Below are 14301 nucleotides of genomic sequence, written 5' to 3' on the forward strand. Positions count from 1 at the left end.
GAGGTATATTTTATTGAATATACCCGCACCGCTTATTGACCGGACCCAATAGAACTGAAATTGATGGCAATTTCCCGGCGTTCAGAGGTGTTTTCTTTTCGTCATGAGGTGTTCGCATGAGCGACGGAGGTGTTCGATTTTGTGTCAGCTATCATTGCTTCGCCGTCAGATGTGTTTGCTTTTGTGCAAGTGATGTTTGATTTTGTGTCAGCAATATTTCTTTGCTGTCAGAGGTGTTAGATTTTGCGTCAGATGTGTTCGCTTTTGTGTAAGCGTTCATTTCTTCTGTGTCAGAGGCCATTTCTTCTGGTTATATTAAAACCGATTATATGCATGAGGCCTTCGCACGGTTGTAAGAGGGGTTCGCACAGAGGTAAGAGCGGTTAGATTTGTTGTAAATGGTTGATTATTAATTGTTGTACTGGCTCGCTTCTGAGATGGTTCGGTTCACATGGTCGTAAAAGAGGTTCGCATAGATGCGCGCGAGGTTCGCTCAAGTGTCTCAAACCTTCGAGGTGTGGCACACTTGAATAGATTGGAATGTTGAGGAAGTTGTCCCACACCTCGAAGGTGTGGGACAACTTTATTTAAGCAAATAATCTATAGTAGTGTGCCCACTTTTGGCACACACCCAACCTAATTTTACATTTTAACCAAAAAACTAATTAACATGAAAAAGATTTTATTACAGCTGCTTATTGCATTTACCTGTTGTGTACCTGCTATTGCACAAGGCACTGATTCATTATTTGTCGGAACACTTGCAGATGCAAGATTAAATGCCGGTAATTATACTTCTGCAATAATAACGGACTACGGAGGAGGCACTTTTTTTTATGATCCTTCAGATGTAACGAGTGTAGATAATACCGGCACTGTTTTTGTTACGTCAGGTGGTGAAAGATTTAAAAGGATTTATAACAGTACAATAAATGTAAAATGGTTTGGCGCTGTTGGAGATGGTGTAACCGATGATGCCGATGAAATCAATGATGCGGCAAATGCTGCCAGAAATGAACACAAAGAACTTGCATTTGCCCAGAATGCTAATTACCTCACCTCAGAACCATTAGATCTTTCTGATCTGACAGTAGATGCAAACAATGCAACTATTGTCGCTAGTAATTCGGCATCGCCTTCAGACAAAACTGCTATAAAAGTGCAAGGGCAAATAACGAGTTATTATAACCTTACTACTGATGCGGATAAGTACAAATCAGTTTTGAAACTTAGTCCTGCCGACCTTGCAAGCCTGAATCTTGCCAAAGGCGATTTGGTGAAAATCATTTCAGATTTAGATTTTGCCCCTTCTTCAGGAGAAAATGTTAGCCAGGGCGAAATACAGAAAGTGTACGGCATCGATGCGGGCAGTGGAAAGTTATTTCTTTTCGGATATCTGGAAGACTCTTATAAGGTATCTGATAATGTGAGGGTTGCCAAAGTAACGCCGGCTACATTCAAAACTAAGGGTATTCTTAATATCCTTCAGGATGGGAGTTCCGGATCACAAGGAGTTATATTTAATCTTACGGAAAAGGTAAATTGCAATTTGCAGATTACAAACGCTTATATGCGATCTGTTGTTTTGGGAAATAGTTATGCTGCAAATATCAATATAAAATCGTTCGGTTCAGAACAAAATGGTTACGGTTACGGCGTCATTATATCCAATGCAACAATGTATTCGGTTATAACAGGATTGGTTCAATCGGCAAGACATTGCGTTACCACAGGAGGTGACCCTTCGGGTGGGGTTAGCTGGGGTAATAAGGTGGTTGACATGACAGGAAGTGATATATTTCCCGCTGATGTCTTTGACAGCCATGCAAGTACCGGTAGTATATATTTTGAAAATTGCAGGGCATTAAATGGTTATAAATTCAACGATACTGTGCTTGTATGTTCCGGATTTAAAATAGAAGCAAGGGAAACCCATATTACAGATTGCTATGTCGACGGACCATTTTCGCATGCTGTTGTGAGCGATAGCCCGGACCCTCAAAGGATTTATATAAATGGTTTGACAGTTAAAGATTGTTTTGCCGGTGTTTCTATGGGAGATAGTACAGATCTGGACATTCTGAGTGTGAAAAACGTAGTTGCAACAAGAAATGATGCAATCGGCAATATTGTTGTTTTGTCAGGGAGTTATGCAAATCTGTTTTTAGATAATTTAAATAGTGTGAATATGGGCGGGCTCCTTATCTCTCCGAATGTCACTTTGCCGAATATTGTTACTTTGAGTAACTCTTCTGTAAGGTTCACAACACAGCAGACAACTTCTACTACCGGTTTTTCTTTTGCTTATGTACGGTCCGCAGTTAATGTACTTCGGTTTGTCAATTGCAGCTCAGAAAATGCGTCTTATTTCATCAGAGCTTCTCAGACGGTAAATTTATATGAGGCTATAGGGTGTGCTGCTTTAAGTTGCCCAAGCACAATCAACTATTTTGAAAAATTAACAGGTAATATTAATCTTATTGGGGGTAATTACGGTGATGTTGTCAACAATGGTTACTTTATTTATTGTCCCTTAGGTGTGGGAGGACTAACACTATCGGGCGGAGTAACTACTTCCGGCCTTACTCATTTAAGAGGCATTTATGTACTTACCAGTTTTTCTACTTTTTTCAATGGAGGAAACCATTTAACCTTTACAGGAGGAGTATTTCATAGTGCAAGTATATTGCCTGTAACTGATAATTCACCTGTAAATGCAGCTACGCTTCAATCCGGGTTAGCGACAAAGCAAAATGTTCCGGTCAATGTTCCTGTAACTTCATCATCTTATTCTATTCCACTTAATTCAGGATATTACACATATAAAAGTTCGGCTGTTTCGACATGGACACTTCCAGCTGTAGCCGGACATACGGGATTAAGTTACAAAATTATGAATCAAAATACCGGTGGGTTCAATCTTACAATAAATAGCAATACAGGCGGTAACGATATTTATAATTCTACAACTCCTGTCAATACGCTTATAATCAACCCAGGTGATAATCTGACCTTTTATAACAATGGCGACTATTGGACAGTTATTAAATAGCTATTAGTATGTATGTCGATTCTATCAGAGTCTATCATAGGGTGGCTCTGAGATGAGAAATTGTAACATCTTATACTAAGGGCAAAAAAACCGCTACTGTAACAAGTCGGCGGTTTTTTCGTGAAACGTTTCTGCTTAGTTCCAAGATATTAATTTCATTGGTTTAATATTTTCGTTAATTCCATAGTATTGCCGGGATAATTCTTAACCTTACAGGAGGCTTTTATATGAGATGGCGTAAGAAGTTTATAACAATTGATGTTTTCCCTGAGCTTTTATTTTAAAATTTATTGACCATCTTTGTCGCATGAATCGTATCGACCGGCTGTTGGGAATGCTTACCCTGCTGCAATCGCGCAAATATATACCTGCCGAAAAGCTGGCAGAAAAATTTGATATCAGCGTACGTACCGTGTACCGCGATATCAAGGCGCTTTGTGAGCAAGGCATACCGGTAAGTTTTGAACCTGCACGGGGATACTTTATCGTGCAGGGATATTTCCTGCCGCCTGTTTCGTTTACGAATGAAGAAGCCAATGCTATGTTGCTGACGGAAGCATTGGTAGCGGGCTTTGCGGATAAGTCGATACGTACGCATTTTGCTTCTGCGCTCAATAAGGTAAAGTCTGTGTTGCGGCACACTCAGAAGGAGCAGATAGAGCAGATGGATGAACAGATAAAAATGCAGGTACCACAACGATTCTTAAACGATTTTGAATATCTGTCGGTTTTGCAGAGCGCCATTTCTGCCAGGCACATTATATGCCTGCATTATAAAAATAATAAGGAAGAGCTGAGCGAGCGGAATATAGAGCCGATAGGCCTTATATTCTACGCATTCAGCTGGCACGTTATAGGTTGGTGCCACCTGCGTGCGTCTTATCGTGATTTTAAGGTAGAGCGTATTACCCGCGTCAGGAATCTATACACATCCTTCACAAAATCCGACCATATCTCCCTGAACGAATACAGCCAGCAATTGCCTGTAAATTATTAAACATCTTCGTTTACTCATTGCACTGTTAATGGTGGTGGGACATTCTCCGCTAAAAGCGATACCCATCACTGCTAAATCTTAAAAAAAATTCGGGTCGTAAAAAGTGACTGCCATAGGGTTGTCAGTGGGTGCGTGTTACTTTGCCTTATCAACAAAAAAACACTATATTTTATGTCAATGATTGAAATGTTTCGCAAAGAATTACAACAGGAATCGGCAATAACCCGCAAAATGCTGGAACGTATTCCTGACGACAAGTATGATTGGAAGCCACACGAAAAAAGCATGAGCATCCGTCAGCTATCCACACACATTGCCGAATTGCCCACCTGGATGCCTATGGTGCTGAATACGGAAGAACTGGACTTTGCCACAGCTCCCTATGAGCCAAAGCAGATTGATAATACTGCAGACCTGATGAAATATTTCGAACAGTCGCTGCAGGAAGGGCTGGCAGGCCTGGTTCCGGAAAATGAGGAGAAGGTAAATGAGATGTGGGTATTGCGCAACGGTAATGATATTTATAGTAAAACTACCAAAGCGGAATTCCTCAGGATTACGATGAACCAGATTACGCACCACCGTGCACAAATGGGCGTGTTCCTTCGTTTGCTGGATATTCCGATTCCGGGCAGTTACGGACCGAGTGCGGATGATGTGAGTTTTTAAGCAATCATTTATCCTGAAAAATAATAGCGGCGATGAACAAAGTTCATCGCCGCTTCTCCCTCTCATTTATTCTTTTAAGAGAAAATAACTTGCTATTACATGCGTTTCACGCTCCGAATCCTGTATCTTTTATTGAAGATTGTTTATTTCACTTTTCGAAGTGTGTGCTTCATATTCCAAATAGAATGATCGGCATTCAGTTACGTCCAACTCCTTTTTGGATGGCTTAATCGTATTTATTACTTAACTCCGGCTTTTGCATTAATTTTGAAATTTATGACAAAAGCGCTTTACCCGACTTTCGACATCAATAACCTGGACGCGAATAAGCTTTCGGATGAGATGCTGAATGTGGATCATTTCAAAATATACCTGTCAAAGAACCCGCACCTGAAAGTGGTGCACAAACATTCTTTTTATCATCTGGTTTATTTTACAGAGGGCAGCGGCAGCCACACTATCGATTTTGAGTCTTTTCCCGTCAAAAAAGGAATGATCTATTTCATGCGGCCGGGGCAGGTGCATCAGTGGAACTTTAAAGGAAATGTGGATGGCTTTATCATAAATTTCTCACCATTGTTCATCAGCCGTTATTTGCATGCGGGTATCATGGAGCAGTTTTCTTTTTTTAATGGCTACGCTACCGATCAGGTAAAGGTTTTAGATGCTATACATAGGAAAGAGGCCGAAGCACTGTTTGAAGCTATTCTAAAGGAAAAGGAACTGGAGTTAAGGCAGTCGCCACTTATGATTGCTTCGTTGCTGATTCAATTATTTATTGCCGTTCAACGCAGTGTTGCTGATGCAAAGCCTGAGATTGCCCGTCCAAATTATAATACCACTATCCTGCGGAGTTTTCAGTCACTTATAGAAAAACATTTCCTTGAGCTTAAGCTGCCCAAGGATTATGCTGCTTTGCTTCATGTGACACCAAGTCAGTTAAATGCTATTTGCAAGGAACAGCTCGATGTATCGGCGGGCGAGTTAATCCGCAACAGAATTATCCTTGAAGCAAAACGGCTGCTTGTCAACTTTGAATTATCGGTAAATTTTATCGCGTTGGAACTGAATTTTCCTGATGCTTCTTATTTTGTAAAGTTTTTTAAGAAATATGTGGGCAGTACGCCGGATGTGTTCAGGAAGCAGCAATTCAATAATGGGTAACCGGGACAACAATGCATAATTTTTAGGAATAAGGGATTCTACTGAGGGCTGAGTTAGTAATACGTCCGGGAGATCTACCTTCGGTGAGAAAAGTTCTCCGCTACATAAAATCATTTCGTTGCACTTTATGATTTTATTCCGGTCGAGATGACGGCAAGGACGCTTTTAGTACCATAGATTCTACGTTTCGCACCATAGCGGACAGTATGGGTTTTATAATTTTGTGTTTATAAAATCTATATAATGAAACAGTCTGAAACCAAAGCCCCCGGCATGATATGGAGTATGCTTCAATGCAAATGTCCTCATTGCAGAAGAGGTGATATGTTTAAAGCCGCTAATCCTTATAAGCTAAAATCCACATTGGAAATGCACAAGCACTGCCCGGTTTGCGGTACTGATTTTGAACCGGAGGTAGGTTTTTATTTTGGAACGGGCTATGTAAGTTACGGTTTATGTATTGCGCTTACGGTAGCTTCATTCTTATTCTGTTTAACCACATTCGGTTTTTCCATTAAAGACAACAGTCTGTTCTACTGGCTTGGCGGTAATGTCTTAATGTTGATTGTACTGCAGCCTGTCATCATGAGGTTATCAAGAGTGATATGGTTGTCATTTTTTACAAAGTATGAAAGCAAAGAGATTGCCTGGAAGCATTCAAAACATCGGAACTGATTTTACTGAACTGAAACATCGGGGGATGTTGTCATCTTTCAGGGATTGAGCCTACATTTGATTTGTCTTCTAATAAACATGAATCATAATGGGTTTCTATGATATACCAAAGGATGAAAGAGTGGCTTTGGTTAAGGAAATGAAGGAAGAACTTTTGCAATACCTTCAATCAAAACAGGGTGGTGCATTGCGGTATTTTGAAGACGAGGATACTTATATACGCAAGGCATGCTACCTTAATATAGGAAGGCTCTATTCTGAATATCCTCTTTTACAAAAACAAATTATTGCACTGTTAAAATCATTGTCTGCGCATCCTGATTTCAAAGTAAGGCAAACGGTTATAAATGCTGCAGGGGAAATCGGCAAAACAGCTTTTGATATAGTGCGGCCTTTTTTCGACGCGGGTTTATTTGATACACATCATTCGCCGCGCAATGCGGTTATCGGCTCTGTTAAAAAAATGGGTGAAGTAAATCCCGGCCCTGTTTTGGAATGGGCACAATCCTACCTTCATCATCCGGATAAGGAAATACGACGCGAAATATGCCATGGGATTGAATTAAGAGGGCGTAAACATCCGGAGGATATCTTACCTTTATTACAAGCGTTAGAGCATGACAAGACTGCAAGGGTACGTAACACGTTAGTACATGTCATTGGCCAGATTGCTTATAAGAAAGGCTGCCTCGAAATAGTAACGGCGCATCTGAAGCATTGGGTTAATAAGGATTTGGTAAAGGATGCGCTGGCAGAAATTATTGACGTGCATTACCGTTACCGGAATTTTTCGTTTTACACGCAGGATGAAGCAAGATTGTTTATTGAAAAACTTTTTTAATGGAGCAGCATTTTTTAGTCAGGGGTAACAGCATTAAGGTTGAATTGGAACAGGGTGTTATTCATATAAGCAATGATAAAGAGCTTTGGGGGCTTCTGAATGAACAGACGGAAGCTTCGACGGATGATTTTGTTGATTTGCTTAAAAAGGAATACCAGCGTTTGTTCCATGTGCCTTTAGATATTTCAGATGCTTCTCTTGCTGTAGAAATATGGGGGCATGTTTATTTTGAATATTTTGCGCTCATTTTCGAGAAGATGTTGAATATGAACCTGATTAAAAAGGTGACCCATAAAATAACTGATTACTGCGAAATGATTGACTGCGGCGAATCGGAAAAAGATAGTAACCGGTTTTTCTGGAATATGCTGGCTCCGTTCAAAAAACAGATTGCTGCTATGCTTCCCGGGCATATTAATGAAAAGAATTTTAAAAGAGAAGATTGAAATCCGATTGTGTGAATCTAAATTCCGGCAATCATTTATTGGGCAAAGTTTTTTCAATATTCTTATCGGGAATCAGCCAGATTAATGACTGCAAAGCCAGTAGCACGCCTGAAATAACGGGATTTACGTAGGCCATAGGAATAGCAATGAGGTCGGCGGCAAAGGAAATGAGTACTTTCATGTTTTGTTTCTTCAGTGCATCCGTAAATTCCGATTGAGCCAGTCCTGATTTGATAATAATATTTTGCAGGATGGCATAGGAAAGGCCGCAGCAAATCAGCAATATGGAATACACGATAATGGTATTCGGTGCAAAATGATTTTCACCCATCCATCCGGTTGCAAAAGGCACGAGCGATAACCAGAATAACAGATTGAGGTTGGAAAGTATAATGGGGGAGTTGACATGCTTTAGGGTATGCAATAAATGATGGTGGTTTCCCCAATAGATGCCTACTAACAGGAAGCTGATTACATAGCTGAAAAAGACGGGCAGGAGTTTTATCAATTCATTCCAGTCAGTTCCATGAGGCACTTTAATCTCTAAAACCATAATGGTTATGATGATGGCGAGTACTCCGTCGCTAAAGGCTTCCAGGCGGGTCTTTGTCATTTTGAAAATTTGTTTGGAATGTTGTTTTAACTTCCTGATTTTTTGTTCTTGTAAGCGTAACAGGTAATGCAAATATGCAACGATTAATCTAAAACAAAAAAATGCAACTCCAAAGGAGTTGCATTTTTTTATCTGAAAGGATATTATGCTTTTTCGAGTTTAATGCCCGGCTCATTTTTTCTTTCACCGATTTGCTGGCGCCACATGGCATAGTACAAACCTTTTTCGTCCAAAAGATTCTGATGGCTTCCGGTTTCTACTATCCTGCCTTTTTCCAGCACATAAATACGGTCGGCATGCATGATGGTAGATAGCCTGTGGGCAATCATCACGGTTATATGTTCTCTGCGCGAAGTGATATGACGAATGGTATTTGAAATTTCTTCCTCTGTAATGGAATCGAGAGCAGAGGTAGCTTCATCAAAAATCATAAGCTTTGGTGCGCGCAGCAAAGAACGGGCAATGGACAAACGTTGACGTTCGCCACCGGAAAGCTTTAAGCCGCCTTCGCCGATAACGGTATTCAATCCTTTGTCGGCTCTGTCAAGAATGCTTTTGCTGGCTGCTTTCTGCAAAACGTCTTCGATCATTTCATCTGTTGCCGATGGATTCACAAACAAAAGGTTTTCTTTTATTGTCCCCGAAAATAGTTGCGTATCCTGTGTTACAAAGCCAATCTGATGTCTGAGTGCGTCAAAATCAATGGTATCGTCGCCAAAATTATTATAATAGACTTTACCATTGCTTGGATGATACAGGCCTACCAGCAATTTTACCAAAGTAGATTTACCTGCTCCCGACGGGCCTACAAATGCAATGGTTTCACCACGGCTTACTTCAAATGAAACATTCTCCAAAGCTGCTCTGGTGGCAGATTGGTGTTGAAATTTCACATGATCGAACCTTAAGTTTTGAATAGCATCAATGCGGTTAGGATTAGATGGCTGAAATTCCACTTCACGTTTCATCAGGTCCTGTAAGTTATTCAAAGATGCTTCTGCTTCCCTGTAAGAAAGGATGATATTACCCAATTCCTGTAGTGGCCCAAAGATGAAGAAGGAATAGAATTGCATCATTACCATTTTACCCACGTCCATTTTATGATGGAATACGAAATACAGCAAGGCGAACATGATGCATTGCTGAAGGAAGTTTACAAAGGTGCCCTGGATGAAGCTTATGGAACGAAGGCTTTTTACTTTCTTCAATTCCAGTTGTAAAATCTTCAGGGTAGTGGTGTTTAGGCGACGGATTTCCTGATTGGTCAGGCCAAGGCTTTTTACCAGTTCAATATTCCTTAAAGATTCTGTAGTAGAACCGGCCAGTGCATTGGTATCTTTTACGATACTTTTTTGAATGGCTTTTATTTTACGGCTTAAAACACTTGTCAAAAAGGATAAAACAACGGCTCCGATTAAATAAATAAGCGGCAACATGGGGCTGATGTTGAAGGCAATAATGGTAACGAATACCAGACCTACCAAAGTTGCAAAAAGCACGTTCACGAAATTGGTAATAAACTTTTCGCAATCTGCTCTCACTTTTTGAAGTACGGATAAAGTTTCACCGCTTCGTTGGTCTTCAAAGTCCTGATAGGGTAGGCGTAGCGCATGCTTCAGTCCATCGGTATAAAGTTGTGCGCCAAATTTCTGTATGACCACATTTACCACATAATCCTGAAAAGCTTTGGCAATGCGGGAAACCATGGCTGCACCGATAATGAGCAATAGGCCGGTAACCACAAGATTGAAATAATCGTGGCTATTGTATTTATCGGCATGCGTTGCTACAGGAATGATTTTGTTACCCAGAATCCAGGGATTCAGGAGGGAGAAAATCTGATTAATGGCTGCAAGAATCAATGCGAAAAAGATAAGCCATTTGTATTTGCTGAGGTATCGTAAGAGTAGTTTCATAATAGACCGGCAAAGATAGCAGATATTTTAATTGGTATTATTCTGATGGTTCTGTGAGCATGTTACCAAAGGTTTATGAAATATGGCTCCTGTTGCTCAATTAGCGGGATAATTAAAATCAAAATCATTTTAATTATGGCAGTATAAATTGTTTAATTGTTTTATGGCTGAATGGTTTGGGGTAAGGTTAAGTACGGTGGTACTTTAAGAATTTGGATTGAAGGATAAATAAAAAGAACTTTAAATCTACATAAACCTTATGCCAATTTGCAATAAAACCATACAACGATTAAAACAGGCACAAAAACAAAGCGCACTGAAACCAGTGCGCTTTTTGAAAGACTTTATACCTAAAATTAGATAACTTTCACTTCTACTGCATTCAATCCTTTTGGACCGTCTTTAGTAGTAAAGGAAACTGTATCTCCTTCGCGAATTTCGTCGATTAAACCAGTAACGTGAACAAATAAGTCAGCGCCGCCGTTTGATGGTGTAATGAAACCAAAACCTTTAGTTTCATTGAAGAATTTTACTTTTCCTTCTTGCATTGTGTAATAAATAATAAATGATTAAAGAGCAAAGGTAAGGTAAACTTCCATACAAACATCATAAATATTTTTTTTCTTGAAATTTATTTTGAAAAACTAACAGAGTAAGCCGATTTGAAACTCTTATTTCGTTTCATATACATTGGAACAAGGTTATTGCGCTTTGCCGGTTTTAATACATTACTAACCTGTGCTTCAGCAAAAAGCAGTGCTATTGTATCAACAGCCTGAATAAACATATCATCATTTGCAACTAAACAAAAATGTTCCCATGAATGAAAATTCCTTTCTTGTGCGTATGTAGCTTTTATGTGGTTTAATGATTTCATAATACCGGGAGATTGTGTTGTTATTGATTATGGTTTCATTAAAGCTAACAAGAATAATGTTTGAAGGTTTCGGCTTCTAAATTATTTAACAGATTCTGATGTGGTAATACAATGTGAAAAGCCCACCTCAAAGAGATGGGCTTTTATTTCCGGAAATTAATTTCAGATGAGATTATTCTTCAGCAGGAGCTTCGGAATCTTCATCCGTTTCATTTTCGTCATTTTCATCAGAGCCTTCGTCATTTGCTTCATCATTAGTTGCAGGTGTTTCTCCATCTACGATTTCGGCATCAGTTATTTCTTCATCCTCTTCCTGTTCCTGAATACGTGCGATAGCAGAAATTTCATCACCTTTATCTAAGTTGATTAGTTTCACGCCTTGTGTAGCACGGCCTGCTTCTCTTATGTTTTTCACCTTCATGCGAATGGTGATACCGGATTTGCAGGTAATCATCAGGTCTTCATTTTCTTCAACAGCAAGCAAGCCAACCAAACCTCCCGTTTTCTCAGTGATGTTGATGGTCTTAACACCTTTACCACCGCGGTTTGTAATACGATAGGAAAGTGTATATAATTGTTCTACGCCTTCTTCATTTGTAATCCTGATTGCCTTCGATTTTTCTTCTTCAGAAGCATCTTCTTCCAGTGGTTCCAGGAATGATGTACGCTTGCCTAAACCTTTTTGAGATACCACTAAAATTTGTTTGTTGATATCTTTTTTAGGCACACAAATCATTCCGACTACTTCATCCTTTTCATCATCCAGTTCAATACCATAAACACCAATTGCACCACGGCCGGTCTCTCTTACTTTTTCTTCAAGGAAAGAAATGGCACGACCGGACTTAACTGCCATCATGATATAACTATCTCCATCGGTTAATGCGGCATCCAATAAACGGTCGCCTTCATTGATGGTAATAGCATTTACGCCACTTTGACGCGGACGGCTAAAGTCTTTCAGTTTTGTTTTCTTAATGATACCTTTTTGGGTACAAAGAACAATGGAATGACTGTTTACAAATTCTTCATCATCCAGTCTCGGTACATCAATAACGGTACGTATTTTATCGTCTTGCGGAATCTGCATCAGGTTCTGAATAGCACGTCCTTTGGCATTTTTGTCTGTTTCCGGAATTTCATAAACCTTCAGCCAGAAACAACGGCCTTTCTCTGTAAAGAATAAAAGGGTATGATGGGTAGATGCAATAAACAGATGTTCCAGGTGATCTGCATCGCGTGTTTTGCCGCCCATTGCCCCACGACCACCGCGGCGTTGTGAACGGTAATCATCCAACGATGCACGTTTGATATAACCTAAATGGGAAATGGTAATCACTACATCTTCTTCTTCAATCAAATCTTCAATGCGCATTTCACCTGCAGCATATTGGATTTCAGATTTACGTTCATCACCAAATTTTTTCTTAACCTCAGCCAATTCTTCTTTGATAATGTCGAAGCGCATTTCTTCACTTGCCAGAATAGATTTCAAGTGTGTAATGGTCTTCATCAATTCTTCGTATTCTGCTCTGATTTTATCGATTTCAAGGCCGGTCAGTGTTCTTAAACGTAGTTCAAGAATAGCTCTGGCTTGAATTTCAGATAAACCAAAGGCTTCAATCAAACCTTCTCTTGCCAAGTCAGGCGTGTTGCTTTCACGAATGATTTTGATAGCGCGGTCCAAATCATCCTGCGTACCAATCACTTTCATGTAACCTTCCAGAATATGCGCGCGTTTCTCTGCTTCTCTCAATTCATATTCGGTACGTTTCACTACTACTTCATGACGGAAGTTCACGAATTCCGAAATCAAATCTTTCAGGTTCAATGTACGCGGACGGCCTTTAACCAGTGCTACGTTATTAATACCGTAAGATGTCTGAAGTTCACTGTATTTGTATAATTGGTTGATGATAACGTTTGCCACAACATCTCTGCGGATTTCCACTACAACGCGTGTACCATCTTTATTTGATTCGTTCGCAACGTTTGTAATACCATCAATTACTTTATTATTTACCAGTGCGCCAATCTTCTCTGTCAATGCATCACGGCTTACCTGATAAGGCACTTCTGTGATAACGATTTGCTCTCTGCCTTGTTTTGTAGTCTCAACTGTAACTTTACCACGTAATACGACACGACCACGGCCTGTATGCATGCCTTGTTTGATGCCATCGATACCGTAAATGATACCGCCGGTTGGAAAATCAGGCGCTTTTACATACTTCATCAAATCATCTATCGTGATATCTTTATCGTTGATATAAGCAACGCAACCGTCAATAACTTCGGAAAGATTGTGCGGCATCATATTGGTAGCCATACCTACGGCAATACCACTGGAACCATTCACCAAAAGCTGCGGAATCCTTGTCGGAAGCACAGTTGGCTCCTGAAGTGAATCATCGAAGTTCAGCTGGAAATCAACCGTTTCTTTATCGATGTCTTCCAGCATGCTTTCGGCATATTTATGTAATCTTGCTTCGGTATAACGCATTGCTGCCGGACCGTCGCCATCCTGAGAACCGAAGTTACCCTGACCGTCCACCATCATGTAACGCATGCTCCAGGGTTGCGCCATACGAACCATGGCATCATATACAGAACTATCACCATGCGGGTGATACTTACCTAAAACTTCCCCAACCACACGGGCAGATTTCTTATAGGCTTTATTATGTGTCATGCCCAATTCATTCATGGCAAACAGCACACGACGGTGAACCGGCTTTAAACCATCACGAACATCAGGCAAAGCACGGCCTACAATTACCGACATGGAATAGTCGATATAGGCCGTTTTCATCTGTTCTTCAATATTTACCTGAACAATGCGACTGTCTTTATTTTCACCACCTTCATTCGGTGTGATATCATTTGTGTTTTCGTCCATTTGTAATGTTTAGAAAAGGAACGCAAATGTAAGCAAAATAGCCTGAAAACGGGCTTAAATTCCAATTATTTTCAATGCAAAAACGGATTGTTTATGGCGTGTGGATAAGTTTTTCTCTGATAGTCGGGAATTCTTTAATGTTTGATAAAAAG

The 14301-nt window shown here is 40.1% G+C and carries 13 protein-coding genes; 7 read left to right on the top strand and 6 right to left on the bottom strand.

All coding sequences use genetic code 11. The features are described from left to right. Positions 1-151: 151 nt before the first annotated feature. Positions 152-301 (bottom strand): hypothetical protein, encoded by a 150-nt coding sequence (locus F0919_RS18435; protein WP_190277340.1) that lies wholly within the window; start codon positions 299-301, stop codon positions 152-154. Between the two features lie 369 nt (positions 302-670). Here F0919_RS18435 and F0919_RS10050 point away from each other — a divergent pair, with 369 nt between their 5' ends. From F0919_RS10050 to F0919_RS10080, 7 genes are all read left to right on the top strand, one after another. Beyond that, positions 671-3052: a hypothetical protein gene (locus F0919_RS10050; protein ID WP_150032611.1), complete on the top strand. Its 2382-nt coding sequence runs from the start codon at positions 671-673 to the stop codon at positions 3050-3052. 307 nt (positions 3053-3359) lie between these two features. Continuing rightward, positions 3360-4049, top strand: a complete 690-nt coding sequence (locus F0919_RS10055; protein WP_150032612.1) for a helix-turn-helix transcriptional regulator — start codon at positions 3360-3362, stop codon at positions 4047-4049. A 171-nt stretch (positions 4050-4220) separates the two neighbouring features. Next, positions 4221-4718, top strand: a complete 498-nt coding sequence (locus tag F0919_RS10060) for a DinB family protein (protein ID WP_150032613.1) — start codon at positions 4221-4223, stop codon at positions 4716-4718. Positions 4719-4994: 276 nt separating this feature from the next. Then, on the top strand, positions 4995-5882 hold the full coding sequence (locus F0919_RS10065; protein WP_235903489.1) for a helix-turn-helix domain-containing protein: 888 nt from the start codon (positions 4995-4997) through the stop codon (positions 5880-5882). Between the two features lie 243 nt (positions 5883-6125). Beyond that, positions 6126-6557: a DUF983 domain-containing protein gene (locus tag F0919_RS10070; RefSeq protein WP_150032614.1), complete on the top strand. Its 432-nt coding sequence runs from the start codon at positions 6126-6128 to the stop codon at positions 6555-6557. A gap of 88 nt (positions 6558-6645) precedes the next feature. Next, positions 6646-7398: a HEAT repeat domain-containing protein gene (locus F0919_RS10075; protein WP_150032615.1), complete on the top strand. Its 753-nt coding sequence runs from the start codon at positions 6646-6648 to the stop codon at positions 7396-7398. Next, positions 7398-7844: a hypothetical protein gene (locus F0919_RS10080; protein WP_150032616.1), complete on the top strand. Its 447-nt coding sequence runs from the start codon at positions 7398-7400 to the stop codon at positions 7842-7844. Before F0919_RS10075 ends, F0919_RS10080 begins: the two co-directional genes overlap by 1 nt. Before the next feature lie 31 nt (positions 7845-7875). Here the strand turns inward: F0919_RS10080 and F0919_RS10085 are convergent, their stop codons facing one another. The 5 genes from F0919_RS10085 to gyrA form a co-directional block, all read right to left on the bottom strand. Next, positions 7876-8457, bottom strand: coding sequence for a TMEM175 family protein (locus F0919_RS10085; RefSeq protein WP_150032617.1), 582 nt, complete (start codon positions 8455-8457; stop codon positions 7876-7878). Positions 8458-8600: 143 nt separating this feature from the next. Beyond that, positions 8601-10373, bottom strand: a complete 1773-nt coding sequence (locus F0919_RS10090) for an ABC transporter ATP-binding protein (RefSeq protein WP_150032618.1) — start codon at positions 10371-10373, stop codon at positions 8601-8603. 356 nt (positions 10374-10729) lie between these two features. Next, positions 10730-10921 carry a cold-shock protein gene (locus F0919_RS10095; protein WP_150032619.1) on the bottom strand — a complete coding sequence of 64 codons (192 nt, stop codon included), beginning with the start codon at positions 10919-10921 and terminating at the stop codon, positions 10730-10732. 83 nt (positions 10922-11004) lie between these two features. Continuing rightward, complete coding sequence (locus F0919_RS10100) at positions 11005-11250, bottom strand: hypothetical protein (RefSeq protein ID WP_150032620.1); 246 nt, start codon at positions 11248-11250, stop codon at positions 11005-11007. A gap of 172 nt (positions 11251-11422) precedes the next feature. After that, the gene (gyrA, locus tag F0919_RS10105) at positions 11423-14149 is read right to left on the bottom strand and encodes a DNA gyrase subunit A (RefSeq protein WP_150032621.1); all 2727 of its coding nucleotides are present in this window, start codon (positions 14147-14149) and stop codon (positions 11423-11425) included. Between the last annotated feature and the right edge of the window lie 152 nt (positions 14150-14301).

It is taken from the genome of Taibaiella lutea (genome assembly GCF_008629695.1).
GTDB lineage: Bacteria > Bacteroidota > Bacteroidia > Chitinophagales > Chitinophagaceae > Taibaiella > Taibaiella lutea.

What these genes read in the sequence shown, in the direction of transcription:
- F0919_RS10085 (WP_150032617.1), bottom strand. Translation starts at nt 8,457, where the DNA reads ATGACAAAGACCCGCCTGGAAGCCTTTAGCGACGGAGTACTCGCCATC.
- gyrA (WP_150032621.1), bottom strand. Translation starts at nt 14,149, where the DNA reads ATGGACGAAAACACAAATGATATCACACCGAATGAAGGTGGTGAAAAT.
- F0919_RS10050 (WP_150032611.1), top strand. Translation starts at nt 671, where the DNA reads ATGAAAAAGATTTTATTACAGCTGCTTATTGCATTTACCTGTTGTGTA.
- F0919_RS10090 (WP_150032618.1), bottom strand. Translation starts at nt 10,373, where the DNA reads ATGAAACTACTCTTACGATACCTCAGCAAATACAAATGGCTTATCTTT.
- F0919_RS10075 (WP_150032615.1), top strand. Translation starts at nt 6,646, where the DNA reads ATGGGTTTCTATGATATACCAAAGGATGAAAGAGTGGCTTTGGTTAAG.
- F0919_RS10095 (WP_150032619.1), bottom strand. Translation starts at nt 10,921, where the DNA reads ATGCAAGAAGGAAAAGTAAAATTCTTCAATGAAACTAAAGGTTTTGGT.
- F0919_RS18435 (WP_190277340.1), bottom strand. Translation starts at nt 301, where the DNA reads ATGGCCTCTGACACAGAAGAAATGAACGCTTACACAAAAGCGAACACA.
- F0919_RS10065 (WP_235903489.1), top strand. Translation starts at nt 4,995, where the DNA reads ATGACAAAAGCGCTTTACCCGACTTTCGACATCAATAACCTGGACGCG.
- F0919_RS10100 (WP_150032620.1), bottom strand. Translation starts at nt 11,250, where the DNA reads ATGAAATCATTAAACCACATAAAAGCTACATACGCACAAGAAAGGAAT.
- F0919_RS10080 (WP_150032616.1), top strand. Translation starts at nt 7,398, where the DNA reads ATGGAGCAGCATTTTTTAGTCAGGGGTAACAGCATTAAGGTTGAATTG.
- F0919_RS10060 (WP_150032613.1), top strand. Translation starts at nt 4,221, where the DNA reads ATGTCAATGATTGAAATGTTTCGCAAAGAATTACAACAGGAATCGGCA.
- F0919_RS10055 (WP_150032612.1), top strand. Translation starts at nt 3,360, where the DNA reads ATGAATCGTATCGACCGGCTGTTGGGAATGCTTACCCTGCTGCAATCG.
- F0919_RS10070 (WP_150032614.1), top strand. Translation starts at nt 6,126, where the DNA reads ATGAAACAGTCTGAAACCAAAGCCCCCGGCATGATATGGAGTATGCTT.